Source organism: Streptomyces sp. NPDC001822, assembly GCF_042892135.1.
GTDB lineage: Bacteria > Actinomycetota > Actinomycetes > Streptomycetales > Streptomycetaceae > Streptomyces.
Map to the genome: position 1 here is coordinate 453,951 of NZ_JBIATW010000002.1, position 21,855 is coordinate 475,805.

Genomic DNA, 21,855 nt, shown 5'->3' on the forward strand with positions numbered 1-21,855 from the left:
ACGGAATAAGCGCGTGTCGTTGGCAGCATGGCCGCGTGACCCAAGTGACCGAACGCAGCCCGATGTTGCCTGCCGAGCGGAGCAGGTCCGCCGCACTCGCCTCCGCGTGCGCGCGCGGAGCCATCGCCGCAGGGCTCGGACTCGGCTCGCTGGCCGTCCTGGTCATGGTGCTGTGGATCAGCTCGCCGTACCCCGACAGCGGGCCGGACGGCGCCTTCCACGTCGCCACCGGTCTCTGGCTGCTCGCTCACGGTGCCGAACTCGTCAGGACCGACACGCTCGGCGGGCACCCCGCACCCGTGGCCACGGTGCCCCTGCTGCTCGTCGTGCTGCCCGTGTGGCTCGTGCACCGGGCGGCCCGGGACTCCGCGGAGACGGACGGGAAGGCCACGGACAGGCACTCGGCGGTCGGGGCGTTCTGCGCGGTGAGCGCCGGCTACCTGCTGGTCGTGCTCGCCGCAGCGGCCTACGGGCGGGGCGGCGGACTGCCCGTCGACCGTGCCACGCTCGCCTTCCCCGTCGTGTTCGTGGTGACCGGCTCCGCGGCCGCGGGGGTCTGGGCGGCGCGGGGGCGTCCGATGGCCTCCCTCCTGGTGTGGGCGCCGCTCAGACTCCAGGAGGCCGCGGCCCGCACCGGATTCCGGGCGGGGGCCGCCGCCGCGCTGCGCTCAGCGGCCACCGGAGTGCTGGTGCTGCTCGCCGGCGGGGCGCTGCTGGTCGTCGCGGCGCTGGTGTGGAACGCGGGGGCCGCTAAGGGGTCGTTGCTGGGGCTGTCCGGCGACTGGGCCGGAAGGTCCGCCCTGCTCCTGCTGGCCGTGGCGCTCATGCCGAACGCGGCGATGTGGGGGGCCTCGTACGGCATGGGACCTGGCTTCGCCCTCGGTACGGCCTCCACGGTCACGCCGTTCGCCTTCGCCGGGCACCCCGCCCTGCCGGACTTCCCGCTGCTCGCCGCGATGCCGTCGCAGGGCCCGGGAACGGCGGTGAACTGGGTGGCCGCCGCGGTCCCGGCCGTGGCCGCCCTGGCCGTCGCCCGCAGTGTCGCGCGCAGTGCCGCCCCCTCGCCCGCCGGCGACGAGGAGCCGTGGGGCCAGGCGCGGACCGCGCTGGTCGCGGGGCTCGCCGCCCTGGGCTGCGGAGCCGGTGCGGCGGCCCTGGCCGCGGCGTCCGGCGGACCGCTGGGCGCCGGAGCGCTCGCCGAGTTCGGCCCGGCGTGGTGGCTGGTGGGCCCCGCCTCGCTCGTGTGGACGACCGTGATCGGCGTACCCGCGGCGCTGTTGCTCAGGGCCTGGCGGCTGCGGGAGAACCGGTGGGGATGGCGGCGTGACGTCGCGGCCGGGGTCAAGGACGCCGGTTCGACGGCGCCGGAGCAGAAACCGGCGAAGGCAGCCCCGGACCTGCGGTCGCTCCTGGAGAAGGGCGACGCGGAGGCCGGTGTGGGGAAGGCGGACGAGGAGGAACCGTACGACTTTCTCTCGGCCGGTTCCTGGCATGAGGACGGGGCGAGAAAGGCGCGCTGGGCAGCGCTCCGGAGGAGTTCCGGCGGGCTGATGGCGGCCTTCCCCACCGCGCCCGGCCCCGGAGCCGGTGCGGAGTCCACACCCGGTGAGCCCGAGTCGGGTGCGAAGGAGCGGGGCGCGGAGGCAGTCGACCCTGCGGTGCTCGCACGCACCGCCACCGCCGGGGCCGGTTCCACCGCCGGGTCCGGCCCGGAGGGAGGCCCCGGGGCGGCAGCCGGGCCGGCACCGGCACCCGAGCCCGTACCCGGGCCCGTGGTGACGTCCGTGAGCGGCCCCTCCGCCGCCGGATCCGGTGCTTCGTCCGCCCGCGCACAGGACCCGACCCCCGTGGAGCCGCCCACCGAGCCGCCCGTGCCCGGGCCGGACAAGACTGTCGGCCCGGTTGGGGACGCCGACCGGCATCCGGACCCGGGCCAGGAGGGTGCTCCGTAGCCGTTCTGCCGAGAACCGGTGCGACGTGTCGACGGAGTTGCGTCGTACGGTGCTGGTGCTGCGTCGTGACGGTGGCGGTGCTACTTCTTGACGCCGAAGAAGGGTTCCAGCGGTTCGGGCAGCTTGTCGTTGCACGCCACGGCGCCGGACTTGGTGAGCGCGTCGTTCACGCAGGTGTAGTAGTCGCGGTAGACGAGCTGAACCGTGTAGCCCGTGGCGACGATCGCCAGAGCCAGCAGGGCTGTCACCAGACCGCTCACGGCCGCCGTCGTCTGCTGGCGGCCGGTGCTCTGTGCGGCTCCCGGCGCGGCGGCCGGTGGTTGCGGTGTCGTCGCCCGCTCCGGGCCGGCGCCGGTCAGCGCGGCGGTCCGGGCGTCGGGCGCCGGGGGCTTGCGCGGGCCGCCGCGCAGGGCGCTGATCGACCAGTAGACGGCCAGTGCCCCGAGCAGCAGCGCGATCTCGGGGAGGTCGAACAGGGCGAAGAAGAACGCCCACATACCGCCGAGCACCGCATAGCGCGCTCGGCGCTGGGCCGGGTCGGTCGGGTCCCAGCGCAGTCCGCCGGGATTGCCCTCGGGCCCGCCGCCCTGGCCGCTCGGGGTGTTGCCGGGGCGGCCGCCGAAGCCGCCGCTCTCCCGCCCGGGCTGGCGGTCGCTCCACTGGCTTCCCCAGACGGGGCGGTCGTCGGGACGGCCCTCGCCGCTGCCTTCGCTCCCGTCGCCTCCGTTCTGCGGCCGGGACGGGTGACGGGGCTGCCAGGGCTGGTCGGGCCTGTCCTCGGGCGGCGCGGCGAACGGATTGTCGTCCGACGACCCGGACGACGAGCCGGAACCCGAGTTCGAGGACGACGAGCCGGAACCCGAGCCCGAAGAGGAACCTGACCCTGAGGAGGAACTGGACCCCGAAGAGGAACCCGGGCCCGAAGAGGAACCCGAGCCGGACGAGGAGTCCGGCGAAGAGGAATGGCGTTCCCGCATCAGCATGGAGGCGGCCCGCTCGGGCAGCGGGTGGCCAAGGGCGGTGCGGAGGCGGTCCGGCATGTGGTGAACGTCTTCCCCATCTCGTCATTTCCGCCCGGGGGCGGTTCCCTGTCCCCTGACGCTACCTCCCGGTCGCGCCCCCGTCCCGTGGGGGCCGCCGGGAGTGCCGGTATCGTTGCTGACGGTCGGACCGTTCGTAGAGTTCCCCGTATCGCGGGGCGAGCTTCTTTCGTACGACCATACAAACGCTCTCCCGTACATCGCGTATCCGCTCCACCACGCGAGAAAGGGCCCTGCTGTGGCCTCCCCGCCCCCCTCCGCCGCTCCGGCCCGTCTGGTCGTGCTCGTTTCCGGCTCAGGCACGAATCTGCAAGCGCTCCTCGACGCGATCGGTGACGATCCCGAGGGCTACGGCGCCCGGGTCGTCGCGGTCGGTGCGGACCGCCACGGCACCCTCGGTGCCGAGCGTGCCGAGCGTGCGGGGCTCCCCACCTTCGTCTGCAGGGTCGGTGACCATGCGAGCCGCGAGGAGTGGGACGCCGCGCTCACCGCGGCCGTGGCCGAGCACCGTCCGGACCTCGTGGTCTCCGCCGGGTTCATGAAGATCGTCGGCAAGGCGTTTCTCGCCGAGTTCGGCGGCCGCGTCGTCAACACCCACCCCGCCCTGCTCCCCAGCTTTCCCGGTGCTCACGGCGTCCGCGACGCGCTCGCCTACGGCGTGAAGGTCACCGGGTGCACCGTCCACTTCGTCGACGACGGCGTCGACACCGGTCCGATCATCGCGCAGGGCGTGGTCGAGGTGACCGAAGAGGAAACCGTGGAGGGCGAAGCAGCCCTCCACGAACGCATCAAGGAAGTCGAGCGCAAGCTGCTCGTCGAGGCCGTAGGGCGGCTCGCCCGCGACGGCTATCGCATTGAGGGACGAAAGGTTCATCTCGGTCATGTCGGTGAATAAGCCCATCCGCCGCGCCCTGGTCAGTGTCTACGACAAGACGGGGCTCGAAGACCTCGCCCGCGGTCTGCACGAGGCCGGTGTCGAGCTGGTCTCCACCGGCTCCACCGCCGGGAAGATCGCTGCCGCCGGAGTGCCGGTCACGAAGGTCGAGGAGCTCACCGGCTTCCCCGAGTGCCTCGACGGCCGCGTCAAGACGCTCCACCCCCGGGTGCACGCCGGCATCCTCGCCGACCTGCGTCTGGACACCCACCGCGAGCAGCTCGCCGAGCTCGGCGTGGAGCCGTTCGACCTGGTGGTCGTGAACCTGTACCCGTTCAAGGCGACCGTCGCCTCCGGCGCCTCCGACGACGAGTGCGTGGAGCAGATCGACATCGGCGGGCCGTCGATGGTCCGCGCCGCGGCCAAGAACCACCCGTCCGTGGCCGTCGTCACCAGCCCGGAGCGCTATGCCGACGTCCTCGCGGCCGTCAAGGCCGGCGGCTTCGACCTGACCGCCCGCAAGCGGCTCGCCGCCGAGGCCTTCCAGCACACCGCCGCGTACGACGTGGCCGTGGCGTCCTGGTTCGCCGACGGCTACGCCGCCGCGGACGACTCCGGCTTCCCGGACTTCACCGGTGCGACGTACGAGCGCAAGAACGTCCTGCGCTACGGCGAGAACCCGCACCAGCCGGCGGCGCTCTACACCTCGGGCGAGGGCGGTCTCGCCGAGGCCGAGCAGCTGCACGGCAAGGAGATGTCCTACAACAACTACACGGACACCGACGCCGCGCGCCGCGCCGCCTACGACCACGCCGAGCCGTGCGTCGCGATCATCAAGCACGCCAACCCGTGCGGCATCGCCATCGCCGACGACGTCGCCGAGGCGCACCGCAACGCGCACGCCTGCGACCCGCTGTCCGCCTTCGGCGGCGTGATCGCGGTCAACCGCCCCGTGACCGTCGAGATGGCCGAGCAGGTCGCGGAGATCTTCACCGAGGTCATCGTCGCCCCGGCCTACGAGGACGGCGCGGTCGAGGTCCTCGCCCGCAAGAAGAACATCCGCGTGCTCCGCTGCCCCGACGCCCCGGCCTCCGAGGTCGAGGTCAAGCCGATCGACGGCGGCGCGCTGCTCCAGGTCACCGACCGGCTCCAGGCCGAGGGCGACGACCCGGCCAACTGGACCCTCGCCACGGGCGAGGCCCTCGGGGCCGAGGAGCTCAGGGAGCTCGCCTTCGCCTGGAAGGCCTGCCGGGCGGTCAAGTCGAACGCGATCCTGCTCGCCAAGGACGGCGCCTCCGTCGGCGTCGGCATGGGCCAGGTCAACCGCGTGGACTCCGCGAAGCTCGCGGTCGAGCGGGCCGGTGAGGAGCGGGCGCGCGGTGCGTACGCCGCGTCCGACGCGTTCTTCCCCTTCCCCGACGGCCTGGAGATCCTGACCGCCGCGGGCATCAGGGCCGTGGCCCAGCCGGGCGGCTCGGTCCGCGACGAGCTGGTCGTCGAGGCCGCGAAGAAGGCCGGTGTGACCATGTACTTCACGGGCACCCGCCACTTCTTCCACTGACACCACCCCGGTGACACCGCCGCGCACTGCCCGCGCGGCACAGCACGGCACCGACGTCACCGCGGTCCCGGACACAGCGCCGGAGACAGCGCCGCAGGCCGCACCCGCCCGGGTGCGGCCTGCGGCGCGTCCCGGCCTACGGCTTCCGGTCGTCCCTCTGTTCTAATGAATGGCCCGGCGGGCCGTGGCGGGCGGGACCGGTCCGGCCGGCAGTGACCAGTGGGCAATTCCGTTGCGGGGGCACCGTGCTTGACCTGAAAAAGAGCGAGACCGACGCGGCGGAGAAGCCCTCCGAAGGGGAAGCCGGCGAGGCCGCCCTCCCGCTCCACCCGGCATCGCTGCGCCCCTACCTGATCGCCGCCGTCCTTCTGTGCGCGGTCTACTTCCTGTACGCGTACATCCGGTTCAGCCACTTCCAGTCGCCGTCCTGGGACCTCGGCATCTTCGAGCAGGAAGTGCGCGCCTACGCCGGTCTGCACGCCCCGGTCGTCGACATCAAGGGCCCCGGCTATCTGATCCTCGGCGATCACTTCAGCCCCGTGGTGGCGCTTCTCGTCCCGCTCTACTGGATATGGCCGTCGGCCGTCGCCCTGCTGTTCGCCCAGGCCGTCCTGTTCGCCCTCTCCGCCGTCGTCGTCGGGCGCACGGTCCAGCAGATCCTGGGCGGTCGCACCGGCCTCTGCGCCACCGCCGCCTACGGGCTCTCCTGGGGCCTCCAGGAAGCGGTGAAGGCCGACTTCCACGAGATAGCCTTCGCCGTCCCGCTGATCGCGCTCCTGTGCCGCGCCCTTCTCATGGAGCGCTGGCGGGCCGCCGTCCTGTGGGCGCTGCCCCTGGTCCTGGTCAAGGAGGACCTCGGAGTCACGGTCGCGGTCGTCGGGGGTCTCCTTGCCCTCAACGGGCGCAGGCTCCAAGGCCTGTTGCTGTCGGCCTTCGGCGTGTTCTCGTTCGCGCTGACCGTCCTTGTGCTCATACCGGCGGCCAGCAGTGCGGGGACGTACGACTACTGGAAGAAGCTCGACGAGAACGGCGGACAGCAGGTGTCCCTGCTCGACTCCGTCCTCGGCGTCCTCGACTCCTCGGTCAAGGTGGAGATGCTGGTCTTCCTGGTCGGTATCACCGCCTTCATGGCCCTGCGCTCCCCACTGATCCTCCTCGTGCTCCCCACCCTCGGCTGGCGCCTGCTCTCGCAGGACTCCAACCACTGGGGCATGGTCTGGCACTACAGCGCGATCCTGATGCCGGTCGTGTTCCTGGCCATGGCGGACGGCATCCGGCGCAGCCGGGACTCGAAGCGGCCCTGGCTGGTCTCGTACGCGAACGTCGCCGTCCCGGTCGCCGCCGCGATCGCCGTCGCGCTGACCCAGCACCTCCCCTTCCGGGAGCTGCTCCGTCCCGAGACCTACCGCGCGGACGCGCGCACCCATGCCGCCGAGGAAGCACTGCGTTACATACCCGTCGGCGCGCGGGTGGAGACCGACATCACGCTGATGGCGCACCTGACCGCCGACCGCACGGTCTACTGGATCGGCGGGGCGCCCGGCACCGCACCCGACGTCGTCGCGATCAACCTGGACTTCGGCTGGTCGCGCCCGATCGACGATCCGGTGAAGTACGCCCAGCAGCTCCACCCCGAGGCGCGGTACCGCATCACCCGCGAGGCCGGGCCGTTCGTCGTCATGGAGCGGACGACCAAGGCGCCCTGAAACGGCCGAAGGCCGTAAGACCCGGGGCGCGGGTGTTACGGCCTTCGTGCGCGTGCGGAGCTCAGTACTGCGGCTGCCGCCCGCGGTTGAACCAGGCACCGCCGTCGGCCTTCGCCACGAAGACGATGATCAGAACGGCGAGGACCGTGTGCACGAGGCCGATCACGAGGAAGGGGTAGAGGCCCAGGATCGCCGTGATCACGCCGAAGACGATGGTCGTGATGCGCAGCCCGTTCCCGCCCTTTCCGAACTTGGCGGCGAGGACGACGGCGAAGACGCCCCACAGCACGGCGAAGACGACGAAGCCCCACAGCGCGCCGCCCGAGTAGTCGGCCAGCTGCTGGAACTGGACGTCGTCCTTGAGGGTCTCGTCGTTCTTGGCGGCGTTCACGGCGGCGGCGGCGATCGCAAAGATGATCGCACCGATGACCTGCAGGCCGGCTATCACGTAGAGCATCACGCGGGCGGACTTCACGCCGCCGGGCATCTCGGTGGGTGCGCCGGGGAAGCCGTAACCGCCCGGAACCGGCGGCGCCTGCGGGTAGCCGTAGCCCTGCTGCGGGACACCCTGGGGCGTCTGCTGCGGGTAGCCGTAGCCCGGCTGACCGCCTTGCTGCTGCTGGCCGTAGGGGTTGTTGGGGTCGCCGAAGCTCATGGCGGGTTTCCTCCGTTGCGGAAATGCGGGGACGACCACGGCCGTGCGGAGGAACGGTGCGCGATCCGAGCGGTGGTCCCCCCGACACTGTCCGCGGTGATGCGCCCCTCATCGTCGCCCTGACCATCGCTGCGTGTCCAGCCGATTGCCCGATGTGTTGTGCAAGTGCAACCTCGTGTCCACGTGGCAGGCCAGGATTGGTACGCGGGCGGGGTCATCCGCGAGGATGGGTGTCATGACTGCCCAGATTCTCGATGGCAAGGCCACCGCAGCTGCGATCAAGTCCGATCTGACCGTCCGCGTGGCGGCCCTCAAGGCGCAGGGCATCACACCCGGCCTGGGAACCCTGCTCGTCGGCGACGATCCGGGCAGCCGGTGGTACGTGAACGGCAAGCACCGCGACTGTGCCGAGGTCGGCATGGGATCCATCCAGCGCGAACTCCCGGACACGGCCACGCAGGAGGAGATCGAGGCCGTCGTACGGGAGCTCAACGACAACCCCGAGTGCACCGGTTACATCGTGCAGCTCCCCCTTCCCAAGGGCATCGACACCAACCGCATCCTCGAACTGATGGACCCGGCCAAGGACGCCGACGGGCTGCACCCGATGAGCCTCGGCAAGCTCGTCCTGAACGAGACCGGCCCGCTGCCCTGCACCCCGCAGGGCGTCGTCACCCTGCTCCGCCGCCACGGCGTGGAGATCAACGGCGCCCACGTGGTCGTCGTCGGGCGTGGCGTCACCATCGGCCGTCCGCTGCCGCTGCTGCTGACGCGCAAGTCCGAGAACGCGACCGTCACCCAGTGCCACACCGGCACCCGTGACCTCTCGGCGCATCTGAAGCAGGCCGACATCATCGTCGCGGCCGCCGGAGTGCCCCACCTGATCAAGCCCGAGGACGTGAAGCCGGGAGCGGCCGTGCTCGACGTCGGCGTGAGCCGCGACGAGAACGGCAAGATCGTCGGAGACGTCCACCCCGGTGTGGCCGAGGTCGCTGCCTGGGTCGCCCCGAACCCCGGTGGGGTGGGCCCCATGACCCGCGCCCAGCTGCTCGTCAACGTGGTCGAGGCGGCCGAGCGCGCCGCCGCCGAGGCCTCCGCCGAATCCGCCGGCTGACCCGGGCCGGAGGAATCCATGGGTGCTGGTACGAGTCCTGGTACGAGTCCGGCGGGCGGTACGCACACCGACGGTCCGGCGGAGGAGGCAGTGATGTCCGAGCGGACCGGGCCGGCCGGGGAAGCCGGGAAGGCGCGTGACGCGGAAGCCGGGTCCGGCGAGGCCGCCGAGGCCGGGGTGCGGGCGGAGGCCGGGGGCGCCGACGCTGACCAGACCGCAGGCAGTGACGGCGGGTCTGCCGGTACGGACGGGTCTGCCGGTACGGACGGGGCCACCGACGCCGCCGTGACCGACGGGGCCGCGGTCACTGACGAGGCCGCGGTGGAGGGCGGGAGCAGTGGTTCGACCTGGGTGCCCCCGCGGCGCTTCTCGCTGACCCGGGACACCGCCCGCCCCGAAGGGGGCGGCCGGGCCGCGCCGGGAGACGCGCCCGCCCCCGCCCGCCAGTGGCCCCTGCTCACGGTGCTCTGCACCGCCGGGGTCGGGCTCCTGATCGTGGGGACCGACCCGTTCGAAGAGGCCTTCCGGTACGGCTCGATGCTGGTGGGCATCGCGCTCCTCGCCGGCGCGGTGCTCCGCTGGGTGGTTCCGTCGGTCGGCATGCTCGCCGTGAGGTCCCGCTTCACCGACCTCGTCACGTACGGGCTGATGGGCATCCTCATCGTGTTGATCGCGATGATGGCGCAGCCCAAGCCGTGGCTGAGCGTCCCGTTCCTGCAGGACGTGGTCCACTTCACGATCCGTTAGCGGAGTCGTGCGACGCGGGGAAGACCTGCGCGGTGTCCGTCCCCACCCCCGAGAAGGGACGGACACCGGACCGGGCGTGACGGCACGAGAAGCACCGGAATGCGGCGACTTGAGCGGCCCCGCCCTGTCCTGATCCAAGCGTCATGGACATGAAGGGCCGGTTCAAGGGACGCCTGGCCCCTGTGGCACGGAAGTGACCATTCCGCCACGCCGTGAAGGTCACGCGCCGGCACACGCCGTGATGGTCATGCGCCTAAAAGCGGACCGGTTCGACGGGTACTACGGCGCACAACGGATCCCGCGCTCATACCGAAGGCCCCGGTGCGCCGCTCCACCCAGAACTGACGGCCCGGACCGGGCATCCTTCTGGGTAGCCCGAGACGCGGGACCGGCCGTTCCGGCGACAGGGCCACGACACGGCGCCGGCGACGGAGGCGCGCCGGGCGCGTCCCGGGGGGAATCGACTGGGGGAAGCAATGCCTCGTTGGAAGCCGTTGCCGGAAGAACTCGATCCGCAGTTAAGGGAGTTCACCGTCCAGCTGCGCAGACTCGTCGACCGTGGCGGTCTGAGCATGGCCGCCGTCGCCGACCGCACGGGTTACAGCAAGACGTCCTGGGAGCGTTATCTGAACGGCCGGCTGCTCGCCCCGCGAGGGGCGGTCATCGCGCTCGCCGAGGTGACGGGCACCCAGCAGAACCATCTGACGACCATGTGGGAGCTGGCCGAGCGAGCCTGGAGCCGCTCCGAGATGCGCCACGACATGACCATGGAGGCCATCAGGATCTCCCAGGCGCGTGCGGCGCTCGGCGAGGCGGGCGTGGCCCCCGCCCCCGTGGGAGGCGCCCGTCGCGCGGTGTCCGGCACCGGTGCCTCCACCGCCACCGGACCGGGAGCGGGGACTCGCGACGCGCTGCGGCCGGCCTCCGTGCCCATCCAGCGCGGGACCCTTCCGCGGATTCCGGAGCAGCCACGAGCGGGGGCCGTGCCCGACGCGCAGGGCGGCCACTCGGCGGGGGGCCGCCACGCGGACGGTGATCCGGGGGACGCGGGCCTGTCGAACGGCGCCCGCCCGGACCCGGTCCCGGCGACCGTCACCGTCATCGCGGCGGATGCGGCTCGTCCGGGCGCCGCTCGGCCGGACGCGCTCCCGCCGGACGCGGTCCCTTCAGGCACGGATCCGTCGGACGTGTACCCGGCGTGCGGGGAGAAGGCGCGGGGCGGACGTCGCCGGTCGGCCGCGCTCGCGGCGGTGGCGGTCGGCGCGCTCCTGCTGACAGCCGCCGCCGTGCTGCTCACCGACCGGGGCGGCGACCGGGGCAAGGAGGGCGACGGCCCCGGCGCCGTCGCCGCGGCACCCTCGACCGGGTCGGCCACCACCACCCGGGCGCGGTTGCCCGCAGGGGTGGAGTGCAGTGGCGACGCGTGCACCGGACAGGACCCCGAAGCGATGGGCTGCGGTGGCCGGTTCGCCGACACCGTGGCGAGGGCCGCGGTGGGCCCGGCCCTCGTCGAGGTCCGCTACAGCGCGACCTGCGGTGCGGCGTGGGCCCGCGTCTCCCGGTCCGCCGCGGGTGACACCGTACGGATCACCGCCGGGCCGGCCGAGGAGACCGGGACCGCGGACGCCGACGCCGACGCGTACACCCCCATGGTCGCCGTGCGACAGCCGTCCGACGCCAGGGCCTGCGTGACGCTCGCGTCCGGGACGAAGGGGTGCGCCGCGCCGGATTAGACGGCTGCGGTACGTAACCGGCTGTGTGCGGTGCCACAGGGGGGCGGGCGGTCGGGGCGGCGCGGGTCGGATAGCCTGATCGCCGGATATCTCTTCACATCAAGATTCAAGGGATGTTCAGCATCAGGGGCAGGGACCCCTACCGCCAGCTGTCTAACGGAGATCGCCATGACCCGCACTCCCGTGAATGTCACCGTCACCGGCGCGGCCGGCCAGATCGGCTACGCGCTGCTCTTCCGCATCGCCTCCGGCCACCTGCTCGGCCCGGACGTGCCGGTCAACCTGCGACTCCTCGAGATCCCCCAGGGTCTCAAGGCGGCCGAGGGTACTGCCATGGAGCTCGACGACTGCGCCTTCCCGCTCCTGCGCGGCATCGAGATCACGGACGACGCCAACGTCGGCTTCGCCGGTGCCAACGTCGCCCTCCTCGTCGGCGCCCGCCCGCGTACGAAGGGCATGGAGCGCGGCGACCTGCTGTCCGCCAACGGCGGCATCTTCAAGCCGCAGGGCAAGGCCATCAACGACAACGCCGCCGACGACATCAAGGTCCTCGTCGTCGGCAACCCGGCCAACACCAACGCGCTCATCGCGCAGGCCGCCGCCCCGGACGTACCGGCCGAGCGCTTCACCGCGATGACCCGCCTCGACCACAACCGCGCGATCTCGCAGCTGGCCGCCAAGACCGGCGCCGCCGTCTCCGACATCAAGCGGCTGACGATCTGGGGCAACCACTCGGCGACCCAGTACCCGGACATCTTCCACGCGGAGATCGCCGGCAAGAACGCCGCCGAGGTCGTCAACGACGAGGTCTGGCTGGCCGACACCTTCATCCCGACCGTCGCCAAGCGCGGCGCCGCGATCATCGAGGCCCGTGGCGCGTCCTCGGCCGCCTCGGCCGCCAACGCCGCCATCGACCACGTCCACACCTGGATCAACGGCACCGCCGAGGGTGACTGGACCTCGATGGGCATCCCGTCGGACGGCTCCTACGGCGTCCCCGAGGGCATCATCTCCTCCTTCCCCGTGACCACGAAGGACGGGAAGTACGAGATCGTCCAGGGCCTGGACATCAACGAGTTCTCCCGCGCGCGCATCGACGCGTCCGTGCAGGAGCTCACCGAGGAGCGCGACGCGGTCCGCGAGCTCGGCCTGATCTGACCGGCTCACGGCCACCGGCCGGACCCGGGAACTGAGGGGGCGCCCCCGGCAGCGAGTGCTGCCGGGGGCGCCCCCTCACGTGCTCCTCAGTGACCGCCGGCTCAGTGACCGCCGGCTCAGTGACTGCCGGGGGTGTAGTGCCCGGGGGCCAGCCGGCAGGTCACGCCGAAGCGGTTCCAGGCGTTGATCACCGTGATGGCCGCGATCAGCTGGGCGAGCTCGGCCTCCTCGAACTGCTTGGCAGCCTTCGCGTAGACCTCGTCGGGGACGAATCCGTCGGTCAGGACCGTCACGGCCTCCGTCAGCTCGATCGCCGCCAGCTCCTTCTCCGTGTAGAAGTGCAGCGACTCCTGCCAGGCGCTGAGCTGGACGACGCGCTCCACGGACTCTCCGGCGGCGAGGGCGTCCTTGGTGTGCATGTCCAGGCAGAACGCGCAGTGGTTGAGCTGCGAGGCACGGATCTTCACCAGTTCGAGCAGCTTGGGCTCGATGCCCTTACGGGACGCGGCGTCCAACCTGACCATGGCCTTGTAGACCTCGGGGGCGAGCTGGGCCCACTGCAGGCGGGCGGGGTGCTCGGGGGCGTACTCGGAGGTCGCGAGCTGCTGTGTGTTCGTCGTCATGAGTACGACGCTACGCGGCGGGTGGCGCAGCGGTATGGTCCATTTCCATGACGGATTCCTGGGCCGCTTTCGGCGCCGACCTGCACATCGAACCGCTCGGCCCGGGTCTGCGCAGCGGGCTGACGAACGCGCTGCGGGAGGCCGTCCGCACCGGCCGGCTGGCGCCCGGCACCCGGCTGCCCTCCTCGCGGACGCTCGCCCGCGACCTGGGGATCGCCCGCAACACCGTCGCCGACGCCTACGCAGACCTGGTCGCGGAGGGCTGGCTCACCGCGCGGCAGGGCTCGGGGACGAGAGTGGCCCGGCGTGCAGGCACGGCCGGGCCCGAAGTGCCTCGTGCCCCGTCCCGGCAGCTGCGACGGAGCCCCGTCCACAATCTGATGCCGGGATCACCCGACGTCTCGACCTTCCCGCGCGCCGAATGGCTCAAGGCGTCGAAGCGCGCCCTCGCCGCCGCACCGGACCAGGCCTTCGGATACGGCGATCCGCAGGGCCGCGTCGAGCTGAGAACGGTCCTGGCCGACTACCTGGCACGGGCACGCGGGGTGTACGCCGTCCCGGAACGCATCGTGATCTGCTCCGGGTTCGTCCACGGGCTCGCCCTGATGGGCAAAGTGCTGCGGCAACGTGGTGTGCGGGAGGCGGCCGTCGAGTCGAGCGGGCTCGACATCCACCGGAACCTGCTGACCGCGGCGGGCCTGTCCACCCCGTGCGTTCAGGTGGACGAGCTGGGGGCCAGGACCGGCGACCTGGGCGGAATGCGCCGCGTGGGAGCGGCTCTGCTGACCCCGGCCCACCAGTTCCCCACCGGTGTCCCCCTGCATCCCGACCGGCGGGCGGCGGCGGTCGACTGGGCACGCTCCTCGGGCGGTCTGATCCTGGAGGACGACTACGACGGCGAGTTCCGCTACGACCGGCAGCCGGTGGGCGCACTCCAGGGGCTCGACCCGGAACGGGTCGTCTACATGGGCACGGCCAGCAAGTCCCTGGCTCCAGGCCTGAGGCTGGCCTGGATGGTGCTGCCGGAAGGGCTCGTCCGGGAGGTGTGCGACGCCAAGGGCGGCCCCGAGTGGATGACCGGGTCGCCGGACCAGCTGACCCTCGCGGAGTTCATCGCGTCCGGTGCCTACGACCGGCATGTGCGCGCCATGCGCCTGCACTACAGACGGCGGCGGGACCAGCTCGTCGAGACGCTGGCCGAGCGGGCCCCGGGCTTCCGGGTGAGCGGCATCGCGGCCGGGCTGCACGCCGTGCTGGAACTCCCGCCGGGAGCCGAGCACTCGGTGGTGCAGGCGGCCACCTGGCAGGGGCTGGCGCTGGAAAGGCTCTCCCGCTTCGGCCACCCGGACGCGGAAGCGCGGCGGGACGGCCTCGTCATCGGCTACGGCACCCCGTCGGACAGCGGATGGGCGGGGGCACTGGACGCGCTCTGCCGGGTACTGCCCTAGGAAGCGCCGAGGAGGAGCGTGGAGACCTGGACGAGCGGAGGCATGAAGGCTTGGACTGGTTGGGCACGGAGGTATGAAGGTGCGCACTGGTGGAGGCGCGGACTGGCGGAGGCGCGGTGGACTCCCGCACATCGGGACATGTCGGAGGAGTCGACGGGCCGGTTTCAGCCGAGGGCGTCGGGCATCTAATCTGACTGACGGTTCGCATACGACGGGGGAGAAGAGACCATGGACAAGCGCAAGCTCAGGTCCGGCACTGTGGTGCTCGGTGGCATGGGTGTCCTCGCGGCCACGCTCACGGCCTGCAGTTCGGAGCCGGACGAGCGGTGTGTCGACCGAGTGACCCAGGAGATCCTGCCGAGCTACGAATGCACGGACAGTGACGGCCACGGTACGTACTACTACGGCGGCAGCAGCCACAACAACAGGGTCTCGGGCGGCAGTTTCAACCGGTCAGCGGTCGAACGCGACGGATTCGGCTCCTCCAGTTCCAGCGGCGGCTGACCGGCATGGAACGCCGCACCACCGAGCCGCGTCCAGGCTGGCAGCAGACCGTCGAGGAACAGGGACTGATCTACCCCCTCACGCGCTATCCGGACGGCTCTGCGCCCGTACTGGGACGAGAGCGCCTACTACGTCTTCTCGCTCCCCGAGGTCGAGGCGCTGGAGGAGGTCGTGGAGGAGCTCCACGCCATGTGCCTGGCCGCCGCCGCGCACATCGTCGAGCACGACCGCTTCGCCGCTCTCGGCATCACCGACGCACGCCTGGCCGGCCTGATAGCCGAGTCCTGGCGGCGCCGCGCCGAACTCCCCTCCCTGTACGGTCGTTTCGACCTCCGGTACGACGGGACCGGGCCGGCGAAGATGCTGGAGTACAACGCCGACACCCCCACGTCACTGGTCGAGGCCGCCAGCCCCCAGTGGTTCTGGATGGAGGACCGCTTCCCGGGCGCGGATCAATGGAACTCCCTCCACGAACGCCTCGTCGAGGCGTGGAGGAAGCAGGCCCCGCTGCTGCCTCCCGGCCCCCTGCACTTCGCCCACTCCGACGGCGACGAACTGGGCGAGGACCTGATGACGGTCGCCTATCTGCGGGAGACCGCAGCCCAGGCCGGCATCGACACCCAGGCCCTCTCGGTCGAACGGATCGGCTGGGACCGGCTGTCCGGCCGGTTCGTCGACGAAAGGCTCCGCTTCATTCGCAGCTGTTTCAAGCTCTACCCCTGGGAATGGCTGGCGACGGACCGCTTCGGGCCGCATGTGCTGGACACCCTCGACAACGGTGGTGGCACCGGAAGCACCTGCTGGATCGAACCCGCCTGGAAGATGCTCCTCTCCAACAAGGCACTCCTGGCCATCCTCTGGGAGCTGTACCCCGGCCATCCCAACCTTCTCCCCGCCTACCTCGACGGCCCCCGCGAGCTGGCCGGGGCCGACGGCGCCGGATACGTCGCCAAGCCCCTGCTGGGCCGAGAGGGCGCCGGGGTCACCGTTCACGACCCCGGCAGCGCACCGGTACGGCGGGACGAACCCTGCTGCTACCAGGAACTGGCACCGCTGCCCGACTTCGCGGGCAACCGTGTGGTGCTCGGCGCCTGGGTGGTGGGCGACGAGGCCGCAGGGCTCGGCATACGGGAATCGGCGGGACTGATCACGGACGAATACGCCCGGTTCCTGCCCCACGTCATCCTCTGAGCACGGTCCTCCGCCGGGCCCGGCCGTCCCCCGAGCCTGGCCGTTGCGACCGGTCGCCCTCCGCCGCCCGGCTCACCCCGCCAGCACCCCGCGCAACTGGTCCAGCCCCCAGTCCAGGTCCTCCTTGCTGATGACCAGCGGCGGGGCGATACGGATGGTGGAGCCATGGGTGTCCTTGGCCAGGACGCCGCGGTCCATCAGCTTCTCGGAGATCTCCCGCCCCGTGCCGAGAGCAGGAGCGATGTCGACGCCGGCCCAGAGTCCCCGGCCGCGCACGGCCTCCACCGCGCCGCCACCGGTCAGAAGCCCCAGCTCGTGGTGGAGATGGTCACCCAGCTCCGCCGCCCGCTGCTGGAACTCGCCGGTGCGCAACATCGCCACCACCTCCAAGGCCACCGCGCACGCCAGCGGGTTCCCCCCGAACGTCGACCCGTGTTCCCCGGGCTTGAACACACCCAGGATCGCGGCGGACGACACCACGGCAGAGACGGGAACGACGCCGCCGCCCAGTGCCTTCCCCAGCACGTACATGTCAGGCACCACGCCCTCGTGCTCACACGCGAAGGTCCGGCCCGTACGGCCGAGGCCCGACTGGATCTCGTCCGCGATGAACAGCACATTCCGCTCACGGGTCATCTTCCGCACGCCCGCCAGATAGCCGGGCGGTGGCACCAGCACCCCGGCTTCGCCCTGGATCGGCTCCATCAGCACGGCCACGGTGTTGTCGGTCATCGCCTCGGAGAGCGCTGTCAGATCCCCGTACGGCACGACCTCGAACCCCGGGGTGTACGGGCCGAAGTCCGCCCGCGCCTCGTGATCGGTGGAGAAGCTGACGATCGTGGTCGTCCGGCCGTGGAAGTTGTCGGCGGCAACGATGATCTTCGCCGTCCCCTCCAGGAGCCCCTTGACGCGGTAGCCCCACTTGCGGGCCGTCTTCACCGCCGTCTCCACGGCCTCCGCGCCCGTGTTCATGGGCAGGACCATCTCCATGCCGCAGAGTTCGGCGAGCTGGGTACAGAAGTCCGCGAAGCGGTCGTGGTGGAAGGCACGGGACGTCAGCGTCACCCGTTCGAGCTGGGCCTTGGCGGCATCGATCAAGCGCCTGTTGCCGTGACCGAAGTTGAGCGCGGAATAACCGGCCAGCATGTCGAGGTAGCGGCGCCCCTCCACGTCGGTCATCCAGGCCCCGTCCGCCGAAGCGACGACGACGGGCAACGGGTGGTAGTTGTGCGCGCTGTGCGCCTCGGCGGAGGCGATGGCGGTATCCGTGGTCGACACGGGATCTCCGTTCGTCGTGCGGCGTGGGCGGGGGTGGTGCCCACTTTGTATCGTCGGTCGGATCGGAGGCGGGGAAACATTCACTCTGCGGCGCGCCTCACGAGCGCTGACGGCGCACGTGAGCCCCGATAGTGCCGCCTGCCGCCTGCCGCCTGCCGCCTGCCGCCTGCCGCCTGCCGCCTGCCGCCTGCCGCCGCCCGCCTGCGGGCACGTCGGCCATCTCGTTGCTCAACTGTCCGTCAGTTCCTCACGGTGCGGTGCCCGGAGCTCCGGCGATCGGACCGCCGTGCCCGCAGCGCGACCAGAGTGAGCAGCGAACCCGCAGCGAGTCCCGGTATCGCCCACCACCAGTGGTCCAGCCGCCCGGGTGTCCCCAGAGTGCCGACGTCGCGGGATGCCGGCGCCCCCGCAGGCTGTGATGCCGGCCCCGGTCCCGTCCGTCGGAACAGGCCCTCGCTTTCCCACGGCTCCGGAAAGAGGGCCGGGGCCGCCTTCGCGCCGTCGATCCTCCCCATCAGGCCCAGCTCCTTGAGGAGCCTTCCCAACTCACGCGGTTCCGCCGCCCGGTGCCAATACCCCTTGTACGAGTCCGGGACTCCGGTGGCCGTGTGGATCCAGAGCGTGTCCCCGTCCTTCCCGGGGAAGAGCCGATCCGTCCTGACCGGCCGCAGATCGAGCGCCATCCAGGTGACGTTGACCTGCCGGGTCTCCACCGAACCGTCCAAGGAAGAGGGCCGGGTGCGTTTCCCCCGCCCACCAGGGCCGAGAAGCCTCTCCAACGAGCGGTACCTCGCGTCGGAGCCGGGCAGTGCGGCCACCTCTCCGCTGGATGGGGAGGTGATCAACACACTTGTCGGCCCACCTGCCGAGGCCTGCGGGGCCGGCAGGAGACCCAGCCCCAGGACCACCGCGAGCACGGTGGTCCTGCGCGCCGACCCAGCAGTCCTGACCGCCCCGTCCGTTGCCGCACCCGAATCAAGTCGCCGTCGCTGCCACCACTGCTGTCGCTGCCAACGTTGCCGTCGCATGCCGCCCCCGCCCGACCCGTCCGGCCTTCCCGGACAGCCTCACCTCGGATACACCGCCCGCGGCCCATCGGTTCCACCCTGTCGCCGGACTTTCACCGGACCTGCTTGACGAAGTACGGATCGAGTCCCGCCCCGAATTCGTCGAGCCGTATCGTCCGGCCGTCCTCATGCCAGCAGAGCGTGATCATCGACCGGCTTTCGGGGAGTCGCGTGACCGCCACCGAGTCCGGCGTCCCGAGCGCGCGCGGCACTACCGGTCGGACGTCCGCCAGTCCGACGACCTCCGGCATGGACACCGGGGCCCCGCAATCCGGAGCACCGGTCTCCCGACGGCTCTGCGACCCGCCCGGAGCGCCGGGCGCATACCGCACCTGGACCCCGCCGAAGTCGAACCACTCGACGACGGCTGCGCGGACCGGCGGGGTGAGCACGAGCACGACGAGCAGTCCCGAGACGGCCGCCGCCAGCAGCCGGACCCGCCGCCGGAGCCAGGCGGAGACCAGCTCCCGGCGCGTCACGGGGCGGCGTACCGGCACGGGTACCGCCTCCGCAACGATCCGGGCCAGGACCCGCTCGGCCATGGTCGAGCCGTCGGTCTCCGGTACGTCGAGCCCGTCGCGCAGAGCCATCAGATCCGCCCGCAGCCGCTCCCGGCGCCGGTCGCCGTCAGCGGGACCTCCATGCCGGCCGTCGTCCGCTGCGGATCGCTCCCGGTCACCCTCGCTCGTCGCCCTTTCCATGCCTCCCACCCCCTTCCCCATCCGGTCCCAGCTGACCGCCGAGCCGCCGTTCCAGCTTCTTCAGCGCGCGGTTCAGCCGGGACTTCACCGTCCCCCGCGGCCAGCCCAGCGCCTGTGCCGTCTCCGCCTCGTCCATCTCCAGCAGATAGCGGTACGTGACCACCTCGCGCTGCACCTCGCTCAGCTCGTCCAGCGCCTCCGTCAGCAGGGCCTTCCGCTCCCCGGCCAGGGCGGCCACCGCCGGATCGGCCGACTCGGGTATCACCGGATCCGCGCCATGGCAGCGCGCCTCCCTTCCGGCCACCGCCCGTGCCCTGCCCGCCGAGCGCAGCGTGTTTCTCGTCTCATTCATCACGATGCGCAACAGCCACGGCCGGAAGGACGCGTCGTCCCGAAACCGGCCCAGGGCCTGATAGGCCTTGAAGAAGGCTGACTGCACCACGTCCTCGGCATCCGCGCCTGCCCCGAAGGCGACTGCGGCGCGCATCGCGACACCGGTGTGCGCGCGCACAAGCTGCGCGTATGCCTCCGCATCCCCGCCGCGCACGCGCGCGATCACCGCGGACTCGCCGTCGGCCGTGCCCGCCGGCACCGCCGCGGCACGCCCGACGGCGCCGCCGTCGCCCCCGTCATCGATGGCGCGGCCCCCCTCCAAGCCGGGCTGCGCAGCCCCTCCCCGCGTCCTCACATCTTTCCTACACCGGCTGCCGGAGATTGGTTCCACACCTGAGACAATGAAGACATGGCCTCTGATCGACCCCGCGTGCTCTCCGGAATCCAGCCCACCGCAGGCTCGTTCCACCTCGGCAACTACCTCGGTGCGGTCCGCCAGTGGGTGGCGCTGCAGGAGTCCCACGACGCCTTCTACATGGTGGTGGACCTGCACGCGATCACCGTCCCGCAGGACCCCCGTGAACTCCGCGCGAACACCCGGCTCGCCGCCGCGCAGTTGCTGGCGGCGGGGCTCGACCCCGAGCGCTGCACCCTGTTCGTCCAGAGCCATGTCCCCGAACACGCCCAGCTCGGCTGGATCATGAACTGCCTCACCGGCTTCGGCGAGGCGTCCCGCATGACGCAGTTCAAGGACAAGTCCGCCAAGCAGGGCGCGGACCGGGCGACCGTGGGCCTCTTCACGTATCCGGTGCTCCAGGTCGCGGACATCCTGCTCTACCAGGCGAACCAGGTCCCGGTGGGCGAGGACCAGCGTCAGCACATCGAGCTCACGCGCGACCTGGCCGAGCGTTTCAACGGCCGTTACGGCGAGACCTTCACCATCCCGGCGCCGTACATCCTCAAGGAGACGGCGAAGATCTTCGACCTGCAGGACCCGGCGGTCAAGATGAGCAAGTCGGCGTCCACGCCCAAGGGCCTGATCAATCTCCTGGACGACCCGAAGGTCACGGCCAAGAAGGTGAAGAGCGCGGTGACCGACACGGACACCGTGATCCGCTTCGACGCGGAGAAGAAGCCGGGCGTCAGCAATCTGCTCGGCATCTACTCCACGCTCACCGGCACGACGGTCGCCGACCTGGAACGCAAGTACGAGGGCAAGGGCTACGGCGCGCTCAAGACCGACCTCGCCGAGGTCATGGTGGAGTTCGTCACCCCGTTCCGGACCCGGACCCAGGAATATCTGGACGACCCCGAGACGCTGGACTCGCTCCTGGCCAAGGGGGCGGAGAAGGCGCGGGCCGTCGCCGCCGAGACGCTCGCCCAGACCTACGACCGGATGGGTCTACTGCCCGCGAAGCACTGAGTCCAAGGACCCTGGCGAGATTGCGGCCGGAGGGGTCACACTGACCTCGGCACGACCGGGGCATGACCGAGAACAGACCATCGACGATTGAGGAGAACGATGTGGGGACCGTAACGCTTGGCGTTTCGATCGCGGTCCCGGAGCCTTACGGCAGCCTGCTCCAGGAGCGGCGCGCGAGCTTCGGGGACCCTGCCGCGTACGGCATTCCCACCCACGTCACCCTTCTCCCCCCGACCGAGGCCGAGGCGGCCGACCTTCCGGCGATCGAGACCCATCTCTCCCAGATCGCCACGGCGGGCCGTCCCTTCCCCATGCGGTTGTCTGGCACAGGCACCTTCCGGCCACTCTCGCCGGTCGTCTTCGTCCAGGTCGTCGAGGGCGCTTCCGCCTGCTCCTGGCTCCAGAAGCGGGTCCGGGAGGCGTCCGGACCGCTCGTACGGGAACTGCAGTTCCCCTACCACCCGCACGTGACCGTGGCGCACGGCATCGCGGAGGAGGCGATGGACCGCGCGTACGAGGAACTGTCCTCGTACGAGGCCGCCTGGACCTGCGGTTCCTTCGCGCTGTACGAACAAGGCGCCGACGGTGTGTGGCGCAAGATCAACGAGTTCCCGTTCGGGGCGGGCGGCGGCGCGCCGGCCGTACCCGCTCAGGGCGGCAGCGCGGTGGACCAGCCGTCCCTCCGTCCCTGATCCGGTCCGGAGGACGGCGCAGTTCCGGTCCGGAGTACGGCGCACAGGGCACGCA

General features: G+C 71.5%; 19 protein-coding genes and 1 pseudogene. 13 read left to right on the plus strand and 7 right to left on the minus strand.

Translation table 11 applies throughout. The annotated features are described in order from the left end of the window. Positions 1-62: 62 nt before the first annotated feature. On the plus strand, positions 63-1,952 hold the full coding sequence (locus tag ACFYY2_RS06415) for a DUF6350 family protein (RefSeq protein WP_388738598.1): 1,890 nt from the start codon (positions 63-65) through the stop codon (positions 1,950-1,952). An 80-nt stretch (positions 1,953-2,032) separates the two neighbouring features. Here ACFYY2_RS06415 and ACFYY2_RS06420 read toward each other — a convergent pair whose 3' ends face one another. After that, complete coding sequence (locus ACFYY2_RS06420; protein ID WP_388737704.1) at positions 2,033-2,992, minus strand: hypothetical protein; 960 nt, start codon at positions 2,990-2,992, stop codon at positions 2,033-2,035. 238 nt (positions 2,993-3,230) lie between these two features. Here ACFYY2_RS06420 and purN point away from each other — a divergent pair, with 238 nt between their 5' ends. From purN to ACFYY2_RS06435, 3 genes are all read left to right on the plus strand, one after another. Then, the gene (gene purN, locus ACFYY2_RS06425; protein ID WP_388737706.1) at positions 3,231-3,887 is read left to right on the plus strand and encodes a phosphoribosylglycinamide formyltransferase; all 657 of its coding nucleotides are present in this window, start codon (positions 3,231-3,233) and stop codon (positions 3,885-3,887) included. Further along, positions 3,874-5,427 carry a bifunctional phosphoribosylaminoimidazolecarboxamide formyltransferase/IMP cyclohydrolase gene (gene purH, locus ACFYY2_RS06430; RefSeq protein WP_388737709.1) on the plus strand — a complete coding sequence of 518 codons (1,554 nt, stop codon included), beginning with the start codon at positions 3,874-3,876 and terminating at the stop codon, positions 5,425-5,427. Before purN ends, purH begins: the two co-directional genes overlap by 14 nt. Before the next feature lie 245 nt (positions 5,428-5,672). Further along, positions 5,673-7,133, plus strand: coding sequence for a DUF2079 domain-containing protein (locus ACFYY2_RS06435; RefSeq protein ID WP_388737712.1), 1,461 nt, complete (start codon positions 5,673-5,675; stop codon positions 7,131-7,133). A gap of 61 nt (positions 7,134-7,194) precedes the next feature. Here the strand turns inward: ACFYY2_RS06435 and ACFYY2_RS06440 are convergent, their stop codons facing one another. Continuing rightward, positions 7,195-7,788, minus strand: a complete 594-nt coding sequence (locus ACFYY2_RS06440; protein ID WP_388737715.1) for a hypothetical protein — start codon at positions 7,786-7,788, stop codon at positions 7,195-7,197. Positions 7,789-8,023: 235 nt separating this feature from the next. On the opposite strand from ACFYY2_RS06440, the gene ACFYY2_RS06445 reads away from it, so the two are divergent. From ACFYY2_RS06445 to ACFYY2_RS06460, 4 genes are all read left to right on the plus strand, one after another. Then, complete coding sequence (locus ACFYY2_RS06445; protein ID WP_327115491.1) at positions 8,024-8,902, plus strand: bifunctional methylenetetrahydrofolate dehydrogenase/methenyltetrahydrofolate cyclohydrolase; 879 nt, start codon at positions 8,024-8,026, stop codon at positions 8,900-8,902. An 18-nt stretch (positions 8,903-8,920) separates the two neighbouring features. After that, positions 8,921-9,649, plus strand: coding sequence for a DUF3017 domain-containing protein (locus tag ACFYY2_RS06450; RefSeq protein WP_388737718.1), 729 nt, complete (start codon positions 8,921-8,923; stop codon positions 9,647-9,649). A 476-nt stretch (positions 9,650-10,125) separates the two neighbouring features. Then, positions 10,126-11,382, plus strand: a complete 1,257-nt coding sequence (locus tag ACFYY2_RS06455) for a DUF2690 domain-containing protein (protein ID WP_388737720.1) — start codon at positions 10,126-10,128, stop codon at positions 11,380-11,382. Between the two features lie 168 nt (positions 11,383-11,550). After that, positions 11,551-12,540, plus strand: coding sequence for a malate dehydrogenase (locus tag ACFYY2_RS06460; protein WP_329040124.1), 990 nt, complete (start codon positions 11,551-11,553; stop codon positions 12,538-12,540). Positions 12,541-12,656: 116 nt separating this feature from the next. Here the strand turns inward: ACFYY2_RS06460 and ACFYY2_RS06465 are convergent, their stop codons facing one another. Next, on the minus strand, positions 12,657-13,163 hold the full coding sequence (locus tag ACFYY2_RS06465) for a carboxymuconolactone decarboxylase family protein (RefSeq protein WP_388737723.1): 507 nt from the start codon (positions 13,161-13,163) through the stop codon (positions 12,657-12,659). 47 nt (positions 13,164-13,210) lie between these two features. On the opposite strand from ACFYY2_RS06465, the gene ACFYY2_RS06470 reads away from it, so the two are divergent. The 3 genes and pseudogenes from ACFYY2_RS06470 (at position 13,211) to ACFYY2_RS06480 (ending at position 16,306) form a co-directional block, all read left to right on the plus strand. Then, complete coding sequence (locus tag ACFYY2_RS06470) at positions 13,211-14,611, plus strand: PLP-dependent aminotransferase family protein (RefSeq protein WP_388737726.1); 1,401 nt, start codon at positions 13,211-13,213, stop codon at positions 14,609-14,611. Positions 14,612-14,839: 228 nt separating this feature from the next. Beyond that, positions 14,840-15,115, plus strand: a complete 276-nt coding sequence (locus tag ACFYY2_RS06475) for a hypothetical protein (RefSeq protein WP_388737729.1) — start codon at positions 14,840-14,842, stop codon at positions 15,113-15,115. Positions 15,116-15,120: 5 nt separating this feature from the next. Next, positions 15,121-16,306, plus strand: a pseudogene (locus ACFYY2_RS06480) (glutathionylspermidine synthase family protein). 72 nt (positions 16,307-16,378) lie between these two features. Here ACFYY2_RS06480 and rocD read toward each other — a convergent pair. The 4 genes from rocD to ACFYY2_RS06500 all read right to left on the minus strand — a co-directional run bounded on the left by rocD (position 16,379) and on the right by ACFYY2_RS06500 (position 20,076). Beyond that, positions 16,379-17,584 carry an ornithine--oxo-acid transaminase gene (gene rocD / locus ACFYY2_RS06485; protein WP_388737732.1) on the minus strand — a complete coding sequence of 402 codons (1,206 nt, stop codon included), beginning with the start codon at positions 17,582-17,584 and terminating at the stop codon, positions 16,379-16,381. A gap of 239 nt (positions 17,585-17,823) precedes the next feature. Then, positions 17,824-18,297, minus strand: coding sequence for a hypothetical protein (locus tag ACFYY2_RS06490; RefSeq protein ID WP_388737734.1), 474 nt, complete (start codon positions 18,295-18,297; stop codon positions 17,824-17,826). Positions 18,298-18,704: 407 nt separating this feature from the next. Beyond that, positions 18,705-19,352, minus strand: coding sequence for a hypothetical protein (locus ACFYY2_RS06495; protein ID WP_388737737.1), 648 nt, complete (start codon positions 19,350-19,352; stop codon positions 18,705-18,707). Further along, positions 19,327-20,076: an RNA polymerase sigma factor gene (locus ACFYY2_RS06500; protein ID WP_388737739.1), complete on the minus strand. Its 750-nt coding sequence runs from the start codon at positions 20,074-20,076 to the stop codon at positions 19,327-19,329. Before ACFYY2_RS06500 ends, ACFYY2_RS06495 begins: the two co-directional genes overlap by 26 nt. An 18-nt stretch (positions 20,077-20,094) precedes the next feature. On the opposite strand from ACFYY2_RS06500, the gene trpS reads away from it, so the two are divergent. Both trpS and ACFYY2_RS06510 read left to right on the plus strand, forming a co-directional pair. Next, a complete protein-coding gene (gene trpS / locus ACFYY2_RS06505; protein ID WP_388737742.1) occupies positions 20,095-21,108 on the plus strand; it encodes a tryptophan--tRNA ligase in 1,014 nt (337 codons plus the stop codon). A 101-nt stretch (positions 21,109-21,209) separates the two neighbouring features. Beyond that, positions 21,210-21,800, plus strand: coding sequence for a 2'-5' RNA ligase family protein (locus ACFYY2_RS06510; protein ID WP_388737748.1), 591 nt, complete (start codon positions 21,210-21,212; stop codon positions 21,798-21,800). Positions 21,801-21,855 lie beyond the last annotated feature (55 nt).

Excerpts from the sequence above, each read along its gene's own strand:
- ACFYY2_RS06415 (WP_388738598.1), top strand. The coding sequence starts at position 63 with ATGTTGCCTGCCGAGCGGAGCAGGTCCGCCGCACTCGCCTCCGCGTGC.
- ACFYY2_RS06420 (WP_388737704.1), bottom strand. The coding sequence starts at position 2,992 with ATGCCGGACCGCCTCCGCACCGCCCTTGGCCACCCGCTGCCCGAGCGG.
- purH (WP_388737709.1), top strand. The coding sequence starts at position 3,874 with ATGTCGGTGAATAAGCCCATCCGCCGCGCCCTGGTCAGTGTCTACGAC.
- ACFYY2_RS06440 (WP_388737715.1), bottom strand. The coding sequence starts at position 7,788 with ATGAGCTTCGGCGACCCCAACAACCCCTACGGCCAGCAGCAGCAAGGC.
- ACFYY2_RS06445 (WP_327115491.1), top strand. The coding sequence starts at position 8,024 with ATGACTGCCCAGATTCTCGATGGCAAGGCCACCGCAGCTGCGATCAAG.
- ACFYY2_RS06450 (WP_388737718.1), top strand. The coding sequence starts at position 8,921 with ATGGGTGCTGGTACGAGTCCTGGTACGAGTCCGGCGGGCGGTACGCAC.
- ACFYY2_RS06455 (WP_388737720.1), top strand. The coding sequence starts at position 10,126 with ATGCCTCGTTGGAAGCCGTTGCCGGAAGAACTCGATCCGCAGTTAAGG.
- ACFYY2_RS06460 (WP_329040124.1), top strand. The coding sequence starts at position 11,551 with ATGACCCGCACTCCCGTGAATGTCACCGTCACCGGCGCGGCCGGCCAG.
- ACFYY2_RS06465 (WP_388737723.1), bottom strand. The coding sequence starts at position 13,163 with ATGACGACGAACACACAGCAGCTCGCGACCTCCGAGTACGCCCCCGAG.
- ACFYY2_RS06470 (WP_388737726.1), top strand. The coding sequence starts at position 13,211 with ATGACGGATTCCTGGGCCGCTTTCGGCGCCGACCTGCACATCGAACCG.
- ACFYY2_RS06475 (WP_388737729.1), top strand. The coding sequence starts at position 14,840 with ATGGACAAGCGCAAGCTCAGGTCCGGCACTGTGGTGCTCGGTGGCATG.
- ACFYY2_RS06495 (WP_388737737.1), bottom strand. The coding sequence starts at position 19,352 with ATGGAAAGGGCGACGAGCGAGGGTGACCGGGAGCGATCCGCAGCGGAC.
- trpS (WP_388737742.1), top strand. The coding sequence starts at position 20,095 with ATGGCCTCTGATCGACCCCGCGTGCTCTCCGGAATCCAGCCCACCGCA.